Source organism: Streptomyces sp. ASQP_92, assembly GCF_025399895.1.
Lineage (GTDB): Bacteria > Actinomycetota > Actinomycetes > Streptomycetales > Streptomycetaceae > Streptomyces.
In genome coordinates, this window is sequence record NZ_JAODUA010000007.1 from 160,556 (window position 1) to 176,255 (window position 15,700).

Here is a 15,700-nt window from a genome sequence, read left to right on the forward strand (position 1 = left end):
CCGGCCCTACGGGGTCGGGGTCACGCCGGACCGGGGGGCATCGGGGCCGTCCGGATCGGCGGAGCCGCTGCCCGTGCCGGACCCCTTCGAACCGGAGGCGGACGGCGTGGGCGTCGGAGTCGGGGTCGGCGTCGTGCCGCCCGAGCCGGACCCGGAGCCCGAACCGGAGCCCGAATCCGCCGACTTGGAGGGGGACGGCGTGGGCGAGGGGTCCTTCGTCGCGGGGTCCGTTCCGGTCGACCCCGTGCCCTGGCCGGTACTGGGCGCCGGCGAACCGCCGGTGCCGGGCGAGGGCTCGTGCCGCTTCCCCGGCCCCTCGGGCGTCGAGGGCTTCTGCTTCGTGGAGCCGCCGGTGAACACGGACTGCAAGGTGGTCCCGTGGCCATGGCCGCCGACCTCGCCGCCGGAGATCAGTTCGTAGGCGGTGATGCCGCCCATCGACACCCCGAAGACGACGGCCGCGGCGAGCAACGGCCGCTTCCACCCGCGCAGCCGGGTGCCGTGCACGGTCGCCTCGTTGAACTCCTTGGCGGGTCCGGCGCCGGGCGGCAGCGAGGCCCCGTCGACCGCCTTGAGCAACTGGGTGCGGTCGGCGCCGGCCCGCGGCAGCGGACGGGTGCGGTCGGCGGACGCCCGCGGAAGGAGCCGCGTGCGGTCCGCCTCGACCGGACCGAGCAGTTGGGTGCTCTCGGCGTCGGCCCCCGGCGGCTCCGGGGTCTCGTCCTCGGCTCCCTTGAAGGGGGAGACCACCGGCACCTGGCGCGAGCCCACCTTCGCGTGGACCGTCACCTCGCGCAGCTGCTCGCCGGTCCGTTTGAAGACGTGCTGGAAGACGGTGCTCCCGCAGGTGGCGACCACGCTCACGACACCGGCGCCGAGGAACGTTCCGTACACGCCCAGCGTGGAGGCGAGCACCGCCGCGGTGACGGCGGCGAGTGCACTTCCCGCGACTTGGGGCACGCTCAGGTCTATGCGCTTCTTGTCTTCGGTCCCGGTGTCCGGCTTGTCACCCATCCCCAGCCTCTGTTCGCCTTTCTGTTCCGTCTTGCACTGAGAAAGGACATTTGAGCGAAAGGATTAGTTCCGTTTCCGGGGATTGTGTGAAGCAGGACACGTGGAGGCCATGTGGGGACGCGCCACGCCGGGCTCAACTCCCGTACTCCGCGAGAACTTCGGCGGCGTGCCGGTCCACCCAGGTGGCCCGAATGGAGTACTGTGGCGAGCCCTGGGCCCCGGGTCCCACACGGGTATCCGGGACTGCGGGAGGGGGCCGAAAGCGGCACTCGAACCGGCGGCGCCGCGGCACCGCACGGGGGCCTGCTGCACAGAGTGAGCACGTCGGTCACTCTGCGTTGCGAAGAGGTAACCGTGCCATAACGGCGTTCCAGGGCCCATGCCCGACACGCCGGGCAACTCGGCAATGTTGTGGCAGGCTGCACCCGGGCAGGCCACACTCGACTAGCGGAAGCAGCGACGCACGTGACGTCGGCAGGCACCACCCGGGAGGTCCCCATGCCCGAACTGCGTGTCGTGGCCGTCTCCAACGACGGCACACGACTGGTGCTCAAGGCTGCGGACAGCACGGAGTACACGCTTCCGATCGACGAGCGGCTCCGGGCCGCTGTGCGCAACGACCGAGCCCGCCTCGGTCAGATCGAGATCGAGGTGGAGAGCCACCTCCGGCCTCGCGACATCCAGGCGCGGATACGAGCCGGTGCCTCCGCCGAGGAGGTCGCCCAGTTCGCCGGCATCCCGGTCGACCGCGTACGCCGCTTCGAAGGCCCCGTGCTCGCGGAGCGCGCCTTCATGGCCGAGCGGGCGCGCAAGACCCCCGTGCGGCGTCCCGGCGAGAACACCGGGCCCCAGCTCGGCGAGGCCGTGCAGGAGCGGCTGCTGCTGCGCGGCGCCGACAAGGAGAGCGTCCAGTGGGACTCCTGGCGCCGCGACGACGGCACCTGGGAAGTCCTGCTCGTGTACCTGGTCGCGGGTGAGCCGCACTCCGCGAGCTGGACCTACGACCCGCCGCGCCGGCTCGTGCAGGCCGTCGACGACGAGGCCCGCTCGCTGATCGGCGAGTCCGACGACACCATCACCACGGTTCCCGAGCCGAGCTTCCCGTTCGTGCCGCGGATCGCCCGGCTGCCCCGGGACCGGCCGCTGGACCGGGCCCTGGACCGGCAGTTGGAGCGCCCGGCGCCGCCGCCCCCGCCCGAGCCGGCGGTGGACGAGAGCGACTCGCTGACCAGTCTGCTCGAAGCGGTGCCGAGCTTCCGTGGCGACATGGTCGTGCCCGAGCGGCCGTCGCTGCCGCCCGAGCCGACCGAGACCGATCCTGCCGCCGAGCCGGAGGTCGAGGAACCGCCCGCGCCGGCCGCTTCGGCGGGAGCGGGCGCGGCGTACGCGGACGTCCTGATGCCCCGCACCGTGGCCGGCCATCGCGACCGGCTCACCGGCACCACCGACCGTCAGGCCGAGGCGGACGGGGTCCGTCCGGGCCGGCGTGCCGCGGTGCCCAGTTGGGACGAGATCGTGTTCGGCACGCGGCGCAAGAAGCAGGACTAGGCCTCCGGCTCCAGTCGGCGGGACGGACGGAAACAACGGGTACGGCGCGCGCCGGTCGCTCGGCCGGGCGGCCGTGCCCCCGTGAGCGCCCGGCCGTGTCCCGGCGACCGCCAGGCCGTTCCCCGCCGCGCGCGGGCGCGTCGGCCCGCGCCTGCCGAGGAACCCGCGCGGGCCGCGCGCCCTGCCGCTACTGCGGATCCGCCCCCGTGGCGACCGGGCGGGACTCGTCCGAGGACCACTGCGACCACGAACCGGCGTACAGCGCCGCCGGGATGCCCGCGACGGCGAGCGCCAGGACCTCGTGGGCGCCCGAGACGCCGGAGCCGCAGTACACGCCGACCTCGGCGTCGAAGGCGCCCAGCTCCTTGAAGCGGGCGACCAGGTCGTCGACGGGCAGCAGCCTGCCGTCCGGGCCCACGTTCTCGGTGGTCGGCGCCGAGAGGGCGCCCGGGATGTGGCCCCCCACCCGGTCGATCGGCTCCACCTCCCCGCGGTAGCGCTCCCCCGCGCGGGCGTCCAGGAGCACTCCGGTACGGGCGAGTTCCGCCGCCCCGTCCGCGTCGAGCAGCTTCAGCGCGCCCGGCTCGGGCCGGAAATCGCCCTCGTCGGGGGTGGGGATCTCGGTGGAGAGCTCGCCCGTCCAGGCGGCAAGGCCCCCGTCCAGGACCCGGACGTCCTCGTGGCCCGTCCAGCGCAGCAGCCACCAGGCGCGGGCGGCGGCCCAGCCCTGCCCGCCGTCGTAGACGACGACCGGGGTCCGGGCCGACACGCCGGCCCGGCGCATCACCCGTCCGAATTCGGCCACGTCCGGCAGCGGGTGGCGGCCGCCGGAGCCGGGCGAACCGGCCAGTTCCGCGTCCAGGTCGACGAAGACCGCGCCGGGCAGATGTCCCGCCTCGTACGCGGCCCGGCCATCGAAAGCGGCTGCGCCGGTCGCCTTCGCCATGCTCAACTGCCAGCGGATGTCGAGCAGTACCGGCGGGCGCGGGCCCGCCGTCTCGGCGGCCAGTTCGGATGCGGTGATGATGGCATTCATGGGGTCATCCTCGCGCAGAGTCCGCCGCCAATGGAACGCCGCCGAAAGGACGGGAGGCGGCAAAACGAGCATCCTGCCGCCGGAACGCGCCAATGCGGCGCGGCCGGGGCGCTTGGCGGCGCCGGTGGTGGAACCATCGGCCCGGTGCGCGGGCTTTGTGGACCGCGCCGTTGAGGCAGAGCAGTATGGCGACGGCCGAGGAGAGAGTGACGATGACCCAGTCGGAGACCCGGCGCACACCAGGCACGCCCTGCTGGGTGAGTCTCATGGTGCACGGTCTGGCCGCGACCCAGGAGTTCTACGGGGCACTGTTCGGCTGGGAGTTCAGCCCCGGCCCGCAGCAGCTCGGGCCGTACGTCCGCGCGCTCCTGGACGGCGAGGAGGTGGCCGGCATCGGGCAGTTGCCGCCCGACCGGCATCTGCCGATCGCCTGGACCACCTATCTGGCGACCGACGACGCGGACGTGACGGCCGAGACGATCCGGAGCTGCGGCGGCACCGTGGGCGTGGGGCCGCTGGACGCGGGCGAGGCCGGCCGGATGGCGATCGCCTCGGACCCGGCCGGCGCGGTCTTCGGGATCTGGCAGGGCGGTGAGCACATCGGCGCGGCCGTCGCGGGCGCGCCCGGCACCCCGGCCTGGAACGAGCTGATCACGCGCGAGACCTCGGCGGTCGCCAAGTTCTACCAGGCGCTCTTCGGCTACGACGTCCAGGCGGTCGCCCCGGCCGAGTGCGACCATGTGACGCTCCAGCTCGACGGCCGGCCGGTCGCCTCGCTGCACGGGGCGGGCAACGCCCTGGCGCGCGACAAGGGCGCGCACTGGATGACGTACTTCGAGGTCGCCGACGTCGACGAGGCGGCCGTACGGGCCGTCGACCTCGGCGGGCGGCTGATCCACCAGACGCGCGAGGAGGAGAGCGGGCGGGTGGCGACGGTCGCCGACCCCGAGGGCGCCGTCTTCTCGCTCCTGCACGCGCGCGCCTGACCCCAACTCCCCCGTCCCGTACGGCTGTTGAGGACGGCCCACCGAGCCGCGGGCGCGCAGCGCGCTCGAGTCCGAGTCCGAGTCCGAGTCCGAGTCCGAGTCCGGCCAGGATCCGCCGGGTGCGCCCGCGCGGGCGCACCGGGCCCCCTGCGCCCCGGATGTCGCGGCGCGGCTCGACCGGCCCGTCAGGCGCCGGCGGTCTCGGTGTCGACGGCGTCGACCGGCAGCACGTCCGGGGAGAGGGCAGCGGCGCGGGCCGCGGCGGCCGTCATGCGGCGGCGGTGGTGGCGTCGGCACAGCACCTCGTAGCCGATCTCGTCGGCGGCCTGGTTGACGTCGCCGACGACGACCTGGGCGCCCTCCACGACCATCTGCCCGCCCGTGGTGCGGGCGTTGTGCGTGGCGCGGGCGCCGCACCAGCACAGCGCCTCGACCTGGAGCACCTCGACCCGGTCGGCGAGTTCGACCAGCCGCTGGGAGCCAGGGAACAGCTTGGAGCGGAAGTCGGTGGTGATGCCGAAGGCGAAGACGTCGAGTTCGAGGTCGTCGACGACCCTGGCGAGCTGGTCGATCTGCTCGGGCGCCAGGAACTGGGCCTCGTCCGCGATGACGTAGTCGCAGCGGCCGCCCTTGGAGAGGTGCGCGACGAGGTAGGCGTAGAAGTCGAAGCCGTCGGCGGCCTCCACCGCGTCGGTCACCAGGCCGAGCCGGGACGACAGCTTGCCCTCGCCGGCCCGGTCGTCCCGCGTGAAGATCATGCCCTGGAGGCCCCGCGCGGAGCGGTTGTGCTCGATCTGAAGAGCGAGGGTGCTCTTTCCGCAGTCCATGGTTCCGGAGAAGAACACCAGCTCGGGCATGGGAAGTTGACGGCCTTTCAGATCTGGGGAGAGGGGTGTCTACGAGCGTACTTCGAGGAGCGGTACGAACTGTTCCACCGGCGTCATCGAGCCGTGGTTGCCGACCATCAGGGACTCGTGGGGCTCGCGCCGCGAGGCGGTGATGACGACGTCGTCGTGGGCGGCCGCGACCACGTCCCCGATCCGGCCGTACACCCGCTCGTCGATGCGGGGGCCGAACCAGCCCGCCGCGATCGCCTCGTCGCGGCTCGCCACCCAGAACTGCTCGCCGAGCACCTCGCGCCAGCAGGTCAGCACGTCCGCCTGGGCGCCCGGCACCGCGTACACATGGCGGGCCCGGCCCTCGCCGCCGAGCAGGGCGACCCCGGCCCGCAGCTCCCAGTCCTCGTCGAAGTCGATGCGCGACTGCTCGTCGAAGGGGATGTCGATCATGCCGTGGTCGGCGGTGATGTACAGGGCCGCGCGGGGCGGCAGTTGTTCGGCCAGGCGCTGGGCGAGCCGGTCGACGTACATCAACTGGCCGCGCCAGGCGTCCGAGTCGACCCCGAAGCGGTGGCCCTTGCCGTCCACCTCGGAGTAGTACGTGTAGACCAACGACCGGTCCCCCGCGGCGAGTTGGGCCGCCGCCAGGTCCATGCGCTCCTCGCCGGAGAGCTTGCCGCGGAAGGTGCCGCCGCTGAGCGCGACCTTGGTGAGCGGGGTGTGCTCGAAGGTCGGCGAGGACACCTGCGCGGTGTGCACGCCGGCCCGGTCGGCGAGCTGGAAGACGGTGGGGTGGGGCTGCCAGACGTGCGGGTCGGTCCAGGGCTTCCAGCGGAGCTGGTTCATCAGCTCGCCGCTGTCCGGGTCGCGCACGGTGTAGCCGGGAAGCCCGTGCTCGCCGGGGGGCAGGCCCGTGCCGACGGAGGCGAGCGAGGTCGCGGTGGTGGCGGGGAACCCGGCGGTCATGGGCCGGCCGCTGCCGCCGCGCGAGGTGGCGAGCAGCGAGTGCAGATACGGGGCCTCGTCCGGGTGGGCCCTGATCTGCTCCCAGCCGAGGCCGTCGATCAGGAAGACGCAGTTGCGGTCGGCGGGGGTCAGCCCGGCGATGCGCTGCTCGAAGCCGGGTACGCCCTGGCCCGCCACGAGGGTGGGCAGCAGATCGGCGAGCGAGCCGGTGCCGTACTCGGGGACGGGGGCGGTGTCAAGGGCGAGGGGTTCTGGATCCTGCCAGGCCGGCTGGGCCATCAGCGGCCGGTCGCCGCGGTCGCCTCGGACAGCGCCTGGGCGAAGGCCAGGGTCTGGCGGACCGTGTCGGGGCCGTCGCCGGCCTCGCTGACGCGCAGGCTCAGGTCGTCGGCGGTGGAGTTGCCGGTGTAGCCGTGATCGGCGTCGCAGTTGGGGTCGCCGCAGGCGGCGGGCTCCAGGTCGATCCGCGCGACCGCGCCCCAGCCGATGGTCAGGACGACCTCGCGGGGCAGCGTGCCCGGCGTGTACGACTCGGGGTTGGCGACGACGCGGCTCACCACGACCGAGGAGATCCGGCCGAGCTTCACGGACTCGGTGGAGGTGGTCGCGTACGGCGTCGGGGAGCTGGTGTCCGCGTTCTGCTCGTCGGTGTGGCTGACGATGAAGCGGTTGTCGGTGAGCACGAGGACCGTCACATGGCGGCGTACCTCGTTGGCGTCGAAGGTGGTCTCCTGGTGCACCAGGAACGACGCGATCGGCTCGCCGCCGACCGCGGCCTCCACCGCCTCGGCCACAAGGGCCGGGTAGTAGCCGCTGCGCTCGATCGCCGCGCGGAGCCCCTGAGTCGTCGTACCGGTCTTCGCCATGGGGTCCATCTTAAGCGCCCGCCGGGGGCGGACCGCCCTGGCGCCCGCGACGAGGGCCCGCGGGCGGGCTCTCAGTAGCTGGGCAGGCGCCTGGGGCCCAGGTCCGTGCGGGGCGGCGCGGGGGCGAGGCGGACGCTCGCGCCGAGCACCGACAGGCCGTGCTGGGCGACGATGACGGGCTCGAGGCCCACCGCGACGACCTCGGGATGGTCGTCGACCAAGCGCGACACCCGCAGCAGCAGCTCTTCGAGGGCGGGGGTGTCGACGGGCGCGGAGCCGCGCCAGCCGAACAGGAGCGGCGCGGTCCTGATGGAACGGAGCAGCTCATGGGCGTCGCGGTCGGTGGCCGGGATCAGCCGGTGCGCGGTGTCGCCGAGCAGTTCGGAGGCGGCGCCCGCGAGTCCGAAGGACAGCACCGCGCCGATCGCCGAGTCGATGGAGGCGCGCACGACGGTGTCCACGCCGCGCGGGACCATCGCCTGCACGACCGGCATCAGCTCCTCGGGCTTGCCGAGGGAAGCGGTCAACTCCGCGTAGGCGCGCGTGAGTTGGTGCTCGTCCGCCAGGTCGAGGCGTACGCCGCCGAGGTCGGGGCGGTGGCGCAGGTGCGGGGCGGTGGTCTTCAGGGCGACGGGGTAGCCCAGGCGCCGGGCGGCCTCGACGGCGCGCTCCGGGTCGGGCGCGGGCAGCGTGGGGTGCACCGCGATGCCGTACCGGGCGAGCAGCTCCTGCGCCTTCGGGGCGGACAGGGTCAGCCCTCGGGGGTCGGGGTCCGGGCCGAGCAGACGCTCGATCAGCGCGGCGGCGCCCGCCTCGTCGATGTCGTCGTACTCCCCCGCCTTGCCGGGCTCGGCCGCCTCCCGGCGCCACCGCGCGTAGCGCACGGCTTCGGCGAGGGCGCGTACGGCGCGCTCGGCGGCGGGGTAGGCGGGGATGCGGGCCGCCTCGCGTCGGGGGGTGGAGGCGCCGGGGCCGGGTCCCGGGCCCGCGTCCGGCTGTCCTCCGGGGGCGCTGCCTCCGGTTCCCCGCTCCTCGGACGCCAAAGGGGCCGGCTGTGCGGTGGGCGGGGCCGGCGGGGTGATCTGCGGGGTCGGCGGCGTGATCGGGCCGGCCGCGCGGGGAGCCGTTCTGGCCGCCGCGGACAGGGCCTCCGCCAGGCCGCCGATCTCCACGTGGACGACCGCGACCGGCTTCGCGGGGGCGGTCGCGGCGGCCTCGCGCAGGGCGTCCGCGAGGACCTGGCCGTCGCCGGTCTCCATGGCGCCGTGCTCGCCCACCCAGGGGATCGCGGTGACCACGACCGCGTCGCAGGCCTCGTCCGCCAGGGCGGCCACGAGCGCCGCGCGGAAGTCCGCGGGGGTCGCCCCGGTCGTCAGGTCGAGGGGCTTGAGCGGACGCAGCCCCTCGGTCAGACAGGCGTCGTAGGTGAGCAGGCCGAGCGATTCGGAGTTGCCGAGGATCGCCACGCGCGGCCCGGCGGGCAGCGGCTGGCCCGCGAGCAGCAGGCCCGCGTCGACGAGTTCGGTGACCGTGTCGACCAGGATCACTCCCGCCTGGCGCAGCAGCGCCGAGACGGTGGCGTCCGGCACCCGGGTCACCGGGACGGCGTGGCCCGGCGGGGTCGCGCCGCTGTGCCGGGCACCCTTGACCACCACGACGGGCTTGGCGGCGGCGGTGCGGCGGGCGAGGCGGGTGAACTTCCTCGGGTTGCCGATGGATTCGAGGTAGAGCAGCACCACATCGGTGTCCGGGTCCTCGTACCAGTACTGGAGGAAGTCGTTGCCGGAGAGGTCCGCGCGGTTGCCGCTGGAGATGAACGTGGACAGGCCCGCGCCGCGCCGGTACAGGCCCGACAGGAGGGCGATGCCGATGGCGCCGGACTGGGTGAACAGGCCGATGCGGCCCGCAGGCGGCGCCTCGGGGGCCAGCGAGGCGTTCAGGCGCACCGCGGCCGCGGTGTTGATGATCCCGAAGGCGTTGGGGCCGATCAGGCGCATCCCGTAGGAGCGGGCCTGGCGGACCAGGGCGCGCTGGCGCTCCCGGCCCGGCGCGCCGCTCTCCGCGTACGCGGCCGACAGGACGACGAGTCCCTGGACGCCGTGTTCGCCGCAGTCGGTGACCGCCTCGGGAACCCGCTCGGCGGGCACCGCGAGGATCGCGAGGTCCACCGGCTCGCCGATCGCGCCGAGGCCCGCGTACGCCGGGACGCCCTCGATCTCGTGCCGGCCGGGGCCGAGCGCCGTGTTCACGGCGTGGACGCGCCCGGTGAACCCGGCGTCCAGGAGGTTGCGCAGGACCGCGCGCCCGACGCCGCCGGGGGCCCGGCCCGCGCCGATGACCGCGACCGAGCCGGGCGCGAGCAGGCGCCGCACGGATCGCGCCTCGGCGCGGTGCTCGCGGGCGCGCTGTACGGCGAGCGACTCGATGGTGGGTTCCAGATCGAGGGTGAGGTGGACCGACCCGTCCTCGAAGGACCGCTTCTGCTGGTAGCCGGCGTCCGTGAACACCTTGATCATCTTGTTGTTGGCGGGCAGCACCTCGGCGGCGAAGCGCCTGATCCCGCGCTCACGGGCGACCGCCGCGATGTGTTCGAGCAGGGTGGAGGCGACGCCCCGGCCCTGGTGCGCGTCCTGGACCAGGAAGGCGACCTCGGCCTCGTCGGCGGGGGCGGAGGCCGGCCGGCCCTGGGCGTTGATCCGGTCGTAGCGGACGGTCGCGATGAACTCGCCGCCGATGGTGGCGGCAAGGCCGACCCGGTCGACGTAGTCGTGATGGGTGAAGCGGTGGACGTCCTTCGCGGAGAGCCGCGGGTAGGGCGCGAAGAAGCGGTAGTACTTCGACTCGTCCGAGACCAGCTCGTAGAAGGAGACGAGCCGCTCGGCGTCCTCGGTGGTGATGGGCCTGATGCGCGCGGTGCCGCCGTCGCGGAGCACCACGTCGGCCTCCCAGTGAGCGGGGTACGCGGGGTCGGACGCCGTCGTCATACCGAAAGCGTACGGGTCGCGGGCCGGTACGGGTCGGGGCAAGGTGGGGAAGGCCGATCGGCGGCACATCCGGGTCCAAGGTCGGTACGAGCACCGCACACCCCATGAGAGACTGGTCTAGACAACCGTCAGAGATTTCGAAGGGCAACACCATGGCTGAGCGCCGCGTCAACGTCGGCTGGGCCGAGGGCCTGCACGCCCGCCCCGCGTCCATCTTCGTCCGTGCCGCCACGGCTGCCGGAGTCCCCATGACGATCGCCAAGGCCGACGGCAACCCGGTCAACGCCGCGTCCATGCTCGCGGTGCTCGGCCTCGGCGCCCAGGGCGGCGAGGAGATCGTGCTGGCCTCCGACGCCGAGGGCGCGGACGCCGCGCTCGACCGACTGGCCAAGCTGGTCGCCGAGGGCCTCGACGAGCTTCCCGAGACCGTCTGATCCGGTCGGCGTCACAGCGAAAGGACCGCGGAGCCCGCAGAGGGCTCGGCGGTCCTTTCGCTTTTCCGGCACGGCCCTGTACGGGAAAAGCGAATTCCGGGCAGCAGCGTGCGGCGCCCGTCGGCGCATTCCTTGTATACGACGTCGCTGTTAAGCGCGGGCGCTCTTCGTGTTGACGGCAGATTGCGGATTCCTCACGGCCACGGCCGTGCGCAGCCGATGGGCGGAAAAGGACCGCTCGGCGTGCAGGGCCGTGAGCGAGCGGGCGCGTTCGGCGTCCCCCCGGGCCACCGCGTCGGTGATCGCGCCGAGTTCGGCCCAGGCCTCGGCGGGCCGGGGCGGCGTCTCGACCACGTACATCCAGGCGATCTTGTGCCGCAGCTGCGTGAGCGTCGCGATCAGTCCCGGGCTCGCGCAGGCCTGGGTGAGCGTCTCGTGGAACCAGCCGCCGAGCGAGCGCAGGTCATCGCCCTGATCGCGCCTGGCCCGGTCCTGACCCAGCCTCACCAGGCCCCGGAGCACCTTGAGATGGGCCTCGGTGCGGCGCCGCGCGGCGCGTGCGGCGGCCAACGGCTCGACCAGGGCGCGCAGTTCAAGCAGATCCGCGGCCTCCACCTCGGTGGGCTCGGCCACCCAGGCGCCGGCATGTCTGCGGGTGGTGACGAACCCCTCGGCCTCCAGGGTGCGCAGGGCTTCGCGCACCGGGACGCGGGAGACGCCGTAACGGCGCGCGAGGACGTCCTCGGTGAGCCGGGTGCCGCGCGCCAGGACACCCGAGACGATGTCGTCGCGCAGTGCCGTGCTTATCGAATGCGCCGGAATACTCATGACCGGACCTCCGCCTGGATTCCCGCGAAAACGCGGTCGATCGACGCCTGTTCGGCGACTCTATTCCAGGCTTTGTTAATTCCCGGTGCCACGGGGGAACCGATGGATATCTTCCGGCCAACGCGAAGGCCCCCGGCGGTGATTGCCGGGGGCCTTCGGGGTGCGCGGGGTGCTTCGCGGGCGCGGGACGCCTCAGACGGTGACGCCGTGCGAGCGCAGATAGGCGATCGGGTCGATGTCCGATCCGTACTCCGGGCCGGTGCGGGCCTCGAAGTGAAGATGCGGGCCCGTGGTGTTGCCGGTGTTGCCCGACAGCGCGATCTGCTGGCCCGGCTCGACGCTCTGGCCGACGGAGACCTGGATGACCGAGAGGTGGCCGTACTGGGTGTACGTGCCGTCGTGCATCCGGATCACGATGTTGTTGCCGTAGGCGCCACCGTCACCGGCCTCGACGACGGTGCCCAGACCCACGGCGTGGACCGAAGTACCGATCCCCGCATGGAAGTCGATGCCGGTGTGGCTGCCGGAGGACCACAGGGATCCCCCGGTCTTGTAGCCGGTGGACACATAACTGCCCGATATGGGGGCCACGAACGAGTTGAGACGCTTGCGCTCGGCCTCGCGGGCGGCGCGCTCCTTGGCCTCGCGGGCCTCCTTGGCGCGCAGCTCGGCCGCGCGCTTGGCGGCGGCCTCGGCCGCGGCCTTCGCCTGGGCCTTCACCGCGGCCTGCTTCTGCGCGTCGGCCTGGGCGCCGAGCTGGTCGGCGAGGGAGTCGCCGATGACGATGGCCTGGGTCAGGCCCGTGTCGACGGTCGCGCTCGGGGCGGCGACGGCCGGCGAGGCGAGGGTGCCCACGACTCCGGCGGTGGCGAGGGTGGCGATGCCCGCGATGTTCGCGCTGCGGCGCGTCATTCGGCTGGGCGCGCGATGCTTCCCGGTGGCACGGGTGAACGCCATGAAGCGGCGGTGTCCTTTCCTTCCATCTCGCCTACCGGGTTAGCTGACGGGTTCGGAGCAGGAAGGTCTCCTACGGGCTCCTCCGCGGGCGGAGGCGTCCGATTCACCCCAGGGACTGAATGGGTCCCCGGCTCCCCTGGCTCGCGCCGTACGGGGACTCGGCGATCACTGTCCGGTGCCGCGGCTGCGACGGGTGGTGACGGACAGCGGGACTGACGCTAGACGTCTGATCTTTCAATCACCAAACAGACGCCGGATTTTGTTGCGCACGCCACATGACAGACGGGCAACCTCTCCAACAAACAGGACATAAAGGGGGACCCCGCAGGCGCATCCACCTCCGGGGTCCCTCTCGTATCCGGTCGACCGGGGTCTCAATCAGCCCGTGACAACGGTCACTTCACCGATGCCGAGCGCCCTGACCGGCTCGGCGATCTGCCCGGCGTCGCCGACGAGGATCGTGACGAGGCGGTCGGCGGGGAAGGCGTTGACGACGGCCGCCGTCGCCTCCACGGTGCCGGTCTCGGCGAGCTGCGCGTACAGGCGGGCCTGGTAGTCGTCCGGCAGGAACTGCTCGACCTGGTCGGCCAGCGTCCCGGCGACGGCCGACGCGGTCTCGTACTTGAGCGGCGCGACCCCGACGAGGTTCTGCACGGCACTCTCGCGCTCGGCGTCCGTGAGGCCCTCGGCGGCCAGGGTGCGCAGCACCTTCCACAGGTCGTCGAGGGCGGGCCCGGTGTTCGGGGTGTCGACCGAGCCGCTGATGGCGAGCATCGCGGCGCCGCCGTCCGGCCCCGAGCGCAGCACCTGGCCGAAGGCGCGCACCCCGTAGGTGTAGCCCTTCTCCTCGCGCAGCACGCGGTCCAGGCGGGAGGTGAGGGTGCCGCCCAGGCAGTACGTGCCGAGCACCTGGGCCGCCCACACGCGGTCGTGGCGGTCGGCGCCGATGCGGCCGATGAGCAACTGGGTCTGGACGGCGCCGGGGCGGTCCACGATGACGACCCGGCCGGTGTCGTCGGCGGTGATCGGCGGGACCGGGCGCGGCTCGGCCAGGTCGCCGGTCCAGTCCCCCAGGGTGTCCGCGAGGATCGCGTCGAGGTCGGTGCCCGACAGGTCGCCGACGACGACGGTGACGGTCGTCGCGGGCCGCACATACGCCTCGTAGAAGGAGCGCACCGCGGCCGCGTCGATGGCGGCGACGGTCTCCTCCGTGCCCTGGCGGGGGCGGGAGATGCGGGCGGAGGCCGGGAAGAGCTCCTTGGAGAGCTGCTTGGCGGCGCGGCGGGCCGGGTTGGCCTGCTCGTGCGGGATCTCGTCGAGCCGGTTGCGCACCAGACGCTCGATCTCGGTGTCGGCGAACGCGGGTGCCCGCAGCGCCTCGGCGAGCAGCGCGAGCGCCTTGGGCAGCCGCGAGACCGGCACTTCGAGGGAGACCCGGACGCCGGGGTGGTCGGCGTGCGCGTCGATGGTGGCGCCGCAGCGCTCCAGCTCGGCCGCGAACTCCTCGGCCGAGTGCTTGTCGGTGCCCTCGGTCAGGGCGCGCGCCATGATCGTGGCGACGCCGTCGAGGCCCTCGGGCTCGGCTTCCAGGGGGGCCGCGAGGAAGATCTCGACGGCGACGACCTGCTGGCCGGGCCGGTGGCAGCGCAGCACGGTCATGCCGTTGGGCAGCGTGCCGCGCTCGGGGGCCGGGAACGCCCACGGCGTGGGGGTGCCGGCGGTCGGCCGGGGGTGGAACTCCATGGTCACGACAGCGTCCGTCACTGGCCCGCCTCTTCTTCCTCGTCGTTGCCTGCCTCGGGTGCCCCGGTGGGCTCGTACACCAGGACCGCCCGGTTGTCGGGGCGCAGCGTGGCCGCGGCGACCGCCTGGACCTCCTCGGCGGTGATGTCCAGGACGCGGTCCACGGCGGTCAGGGCGAGCTGCGGGTCGCCGAACAGGACGGCGTACCGGCACAGTTCGTCGGCGCGGCCGGCCACGGTGCCGAGCCGGTCGAGCCACTCGCGCTCCAACTGGGCCTGGGCGCGCTCCATTTCCTCCGCGGTGGGGCCCTCGGCGGCGAACCGCGCGAGCTCCTCGTCGACCGCGGCCTCGATGTCGTGGACCTCCACGCCGGTGGACGTCTTCACGTCGAGCCAGCCGAGCGAGGGCGCGCCGGCCAGGCGCAGCAGGCCGAACCCCGCGGCCACCGCGCTGCGGTCGCGGCGGACCAGGCGGTTGTGGAGCCGGGAGGACTCGCCGCCGCCGAGCACGGTCAGCGCCAGGTCGGCCGCGTCGGCCTCACGGGTGCCGTCGTGGGGCAGCCGGTAGGCGGCCATCAGGGCGCGCGCCGGGACGTCCTCCTCGACGACCTCGCGGAGCTGGCCGCCGATGGTGCCGGGCAGCGAGCCGTCGCGGGGCGGCTGCTTGCCGTCGTGGGCGGGGATGGAGCCGAAGTACTTCTCCACCCAGGCGAGCGTCCGGTCGGGATCGATGTCGCCGACCACGGAGAGCACCGCGTTGTTGGGCGCGTAGTACGTGCGGAAGAAGTGCCGGGCGTCTTCGAGGGTCGCCGCGTCCAGGTCGGCCATCGAGCCGATCGGGGTGTGGTGGTAGGGGTGGCCCTCGGGATAGGCGAGGGCGGTCAGCTTCTCGAAGGCGGTGCCGTAGGGCACGTTGTCGTAGCGCTGGCGGCGCTCGTTCTTGACGACGTCGCGCTGGTTCTCCATGGACTGCTCGTCGAGCGCGGCGAGCAGCGAGCCCATGCGGTCGGCCTCCAGCCAGAGCGCGAGCTCGACCTGGTGGGCGGGCATGGTCTCGAAGTAGTTGGTGCGCTCGAAGCTGGTGGTGCCGTTCAGGGAGCCGCCCGCCCCCTGCACCAGCTCGAAGTGGCCGTTGCCGTGCACCTGGTGGGAGCCCTGGAACATGAGGTGCTCGAAGAGGTGGGCGAGGCCGGTCCGCCCCTCGACCTCGTGGCGCGAGCCGACGTCGTACCAGAGGCACACCGCCGCGACCGGGGTCAGGTGGTCCTCCGAGAGCACCACGCGCAGGCCGTTGGCCAGTCGGTGCTCAGTCGCTGTCAGACCGCCGGAGCCGGCCTGCGCTGTGGCCGTGTGACCCATGGGCATGTACGTCCCTTCGTTCGCGATGTGCGGTACCGCCGTGTGACCTACCGGCGGGGAAGTCCTGCGTGGAGAAGTCCTGCCACTGTATGCAAGCGCGCGGGCACCTGGCGAAGTTCCCGGGTCGCGGTCGGCGTTGTC

The 15,700-nt window shown here is 73.3% G+C and carries 13 protein-coding genes and 1 riboswitch; of the genes, 3 read left to right on the plus strand and 10 right to left on the minus strand.

Annotation, left to right across the window (positions count from 1 at the left end; all coding sequences use genetic code 11):
• Nucleotides 1-6 precede the first annotated feature (6 nt).
• The gene (locus tag N4G70_RS18125; RefSeq protein WP_261713689.1) at nt 7-1,014 is read right to left on the minus strand and encodes a hypothetical protein; all 1,008 of its coding nucleotides are present in this window, start codon (nt 1,012-1,014) and stop codon (nt 7-9) included.
• Between the two features lie 498 nt (nt 1,015-1,512).
• Here N4G70_RS18125 and sepH point away from each other — a divergent pair, with 498 nt between their 5' ends.
• Entirely contained in the window at nt 1,513-2,562 is a 1,050-nt protein-coding gene (gene sepH / locus N4G70_RS18130) for a septation protein SepH (protein ID WP_261713690.1), read from the plus strand.
• A 187-nt stretch (nt 2,563-2,749) separates the two neighbouring features.
• On the opposite strand, the gene N4G70_RS18135 is transcribed toward sepH, so the two are convergent.
• Entirely contained in the window at nt 2,750-3,598 is an 849-nt protein-coding gene (locus N4G70_RS18135; RefSeq protein WP_261713691.1) for a sulfurtransferase, read from the minus strand.
• 212 nt (nt 3,599-3,810) lie between these two features.
• Here N4G70_RS18135 and N4G70_RS18140 point away from each other — a divergent pair, with 212 nt between their 5' ends.
• Nucleotides 3,811-4,584: a VOC family protein gene (locus N4G70_RS18140; RefSeq protein WP_261713692.1), complete on the plus strand. Its 774-nt coding sequence runs from the start codon at nt 3,811-3,813 to the stop codon at nt 4,582-4,584.
• Between the two features lie 185 nt (nt 4,585-4,769).
• Here N4G70_RS18140 and N4G70_RS18145 read toward each other — a convergent pair whose 3' ends face one another.
• The 4 genes from N4G70_RS18145 to N4G70_RS18160 all read right to left on the minus strand — a co-directional run bounded on the left by N4G70_RS18145 (nt 4,770) and on the right by N4G70_RS18160 (nt 10,239).
• Nucleotides 4,770-5,441 (minus strand): thymidine kinase, encoded by a 672-nt coding sequence (locus tag N4G70_RS18145; protein WP_261713693.1) that lies wholly within the window; start codon nt 5,439-5,441, stop codon nt 4,770-4,772.
• A gap of 39 nt (nt 5,442-5,480) precedes the next feature.
• Complete coding sequence (locus tag N4G70_RS18150; RefSeq protein ID WP_261713694.1) at nt 5,481-6,668, minus strand: alkaline phosphatase family protein; 1,188 nt, start codon at nt 6,666-6,668, stop codon at nt 5,481-5,483.
• Nucleotides 6,668-7,255, minus strand: coding sequence for a DUF5998 family protein (locus tag N4G70_RS18155; protein ID WP_261713695.1), 588 nt, complete (start codon nt 7,253-7,255; stop codon nt 6,668-6,670). Before N4G70_RS18155 ends, N4G70_RS18150 begins: the two co-directional genes overlap by 1 nt.
• A 71-nt stretch (nt 7,256-7,326) precedes the next feature.
• Nucleotides 7,327-10,239, minus strand: a complete 2,913-nt coding sequence (locus N4G70_RS18160; protein ID WP_261713696.1) for a bifunctional GNAT family N-acetyltransferase/acetate--CoA ligase family protein — start codon at nt 10,237-10,239, stop codon at nt 7,327-7,329.
• A gap of 152 nt (nt 10,240-10,391) precedes the next feature.
• Between N4G70_RS18160 and N4G70_RS18165 the strand changes: the two genes are divergently transcribed.
• Nucleotides 10,392-10,673 (plus strand): HPr family phosphocarrier protein, encoded by a 282-nt coding sequence (locus N4G70_RS18165; protein ID WP_120720905.1) that lies wholly within the window; start codon nt 10,392-10,394, stop codon nt 10,671-10,673.
• Nucleotides 10,674-10,823: 150 nt separating this feature from the next.
• Here N4G70_RS18165 and N4G70_RS18170 read toward each other — a convergent pair whose 3' ends face one another.
• The 4 genes from N4G70_RS18170 to N4G70_RS18185 form a co-directional block, all read right to left on the minus strand.
• Complete coding sequence (locus tag N4G70_RS18170) at nt 10,824-11,501, minus strand: GntR family transcriptional regulator (RefSeq protein WP_261713697.1); 678 nt, start codon at nt 11,499-11,501, stop codon at nt 10,824-10,826.
• Nucleotides 11,502-11,693: 192 nt separating this feature from the next.
• Nucleotides 11,694-12,458, minus strand: coding sequence for a M23 family metallopeptidase (locus N4G70_RS18175; RefSeq protein WP_261713698.1), 765 nt, complete (start codon nt 12,456-12,458; stop codon nt 11,694-11,696).
• 13 nt (nt 12,459-12,471) lie between these two features.
• A riboswitch (cyclic di-AMP (ydaO/yuaA leader) is annotated at nt 12,472-12,632 on the minus strand.
• 204 nt (nt 12,633-12,836) lie between these two features.
• Entirely contained in the window at nt 12,837-14,201 is a 1,365-nt protein-coding gene (locus N4G70_RS18180; protein ID WP_261713789.1) for a pitrilysin family protein, read from the minus strand.
• A 17-nt stretch (nt 14,202-14,218) separates the two neighbouring features.
• Nucleotides 14,219-15,559: a pitrilysin family protein gene (locus N4G70_RS18185; RefSeq protein ID WP_261713790.1), complete on the minus strand. Its 1,341-nt coding sequence runs from the start codon at nt 15,557-15,559 to the stop codon at nt 14,219-14,221.
• Between the last annotated feature and the right edge of the window lie 141 nt (nt 15,560-15,700).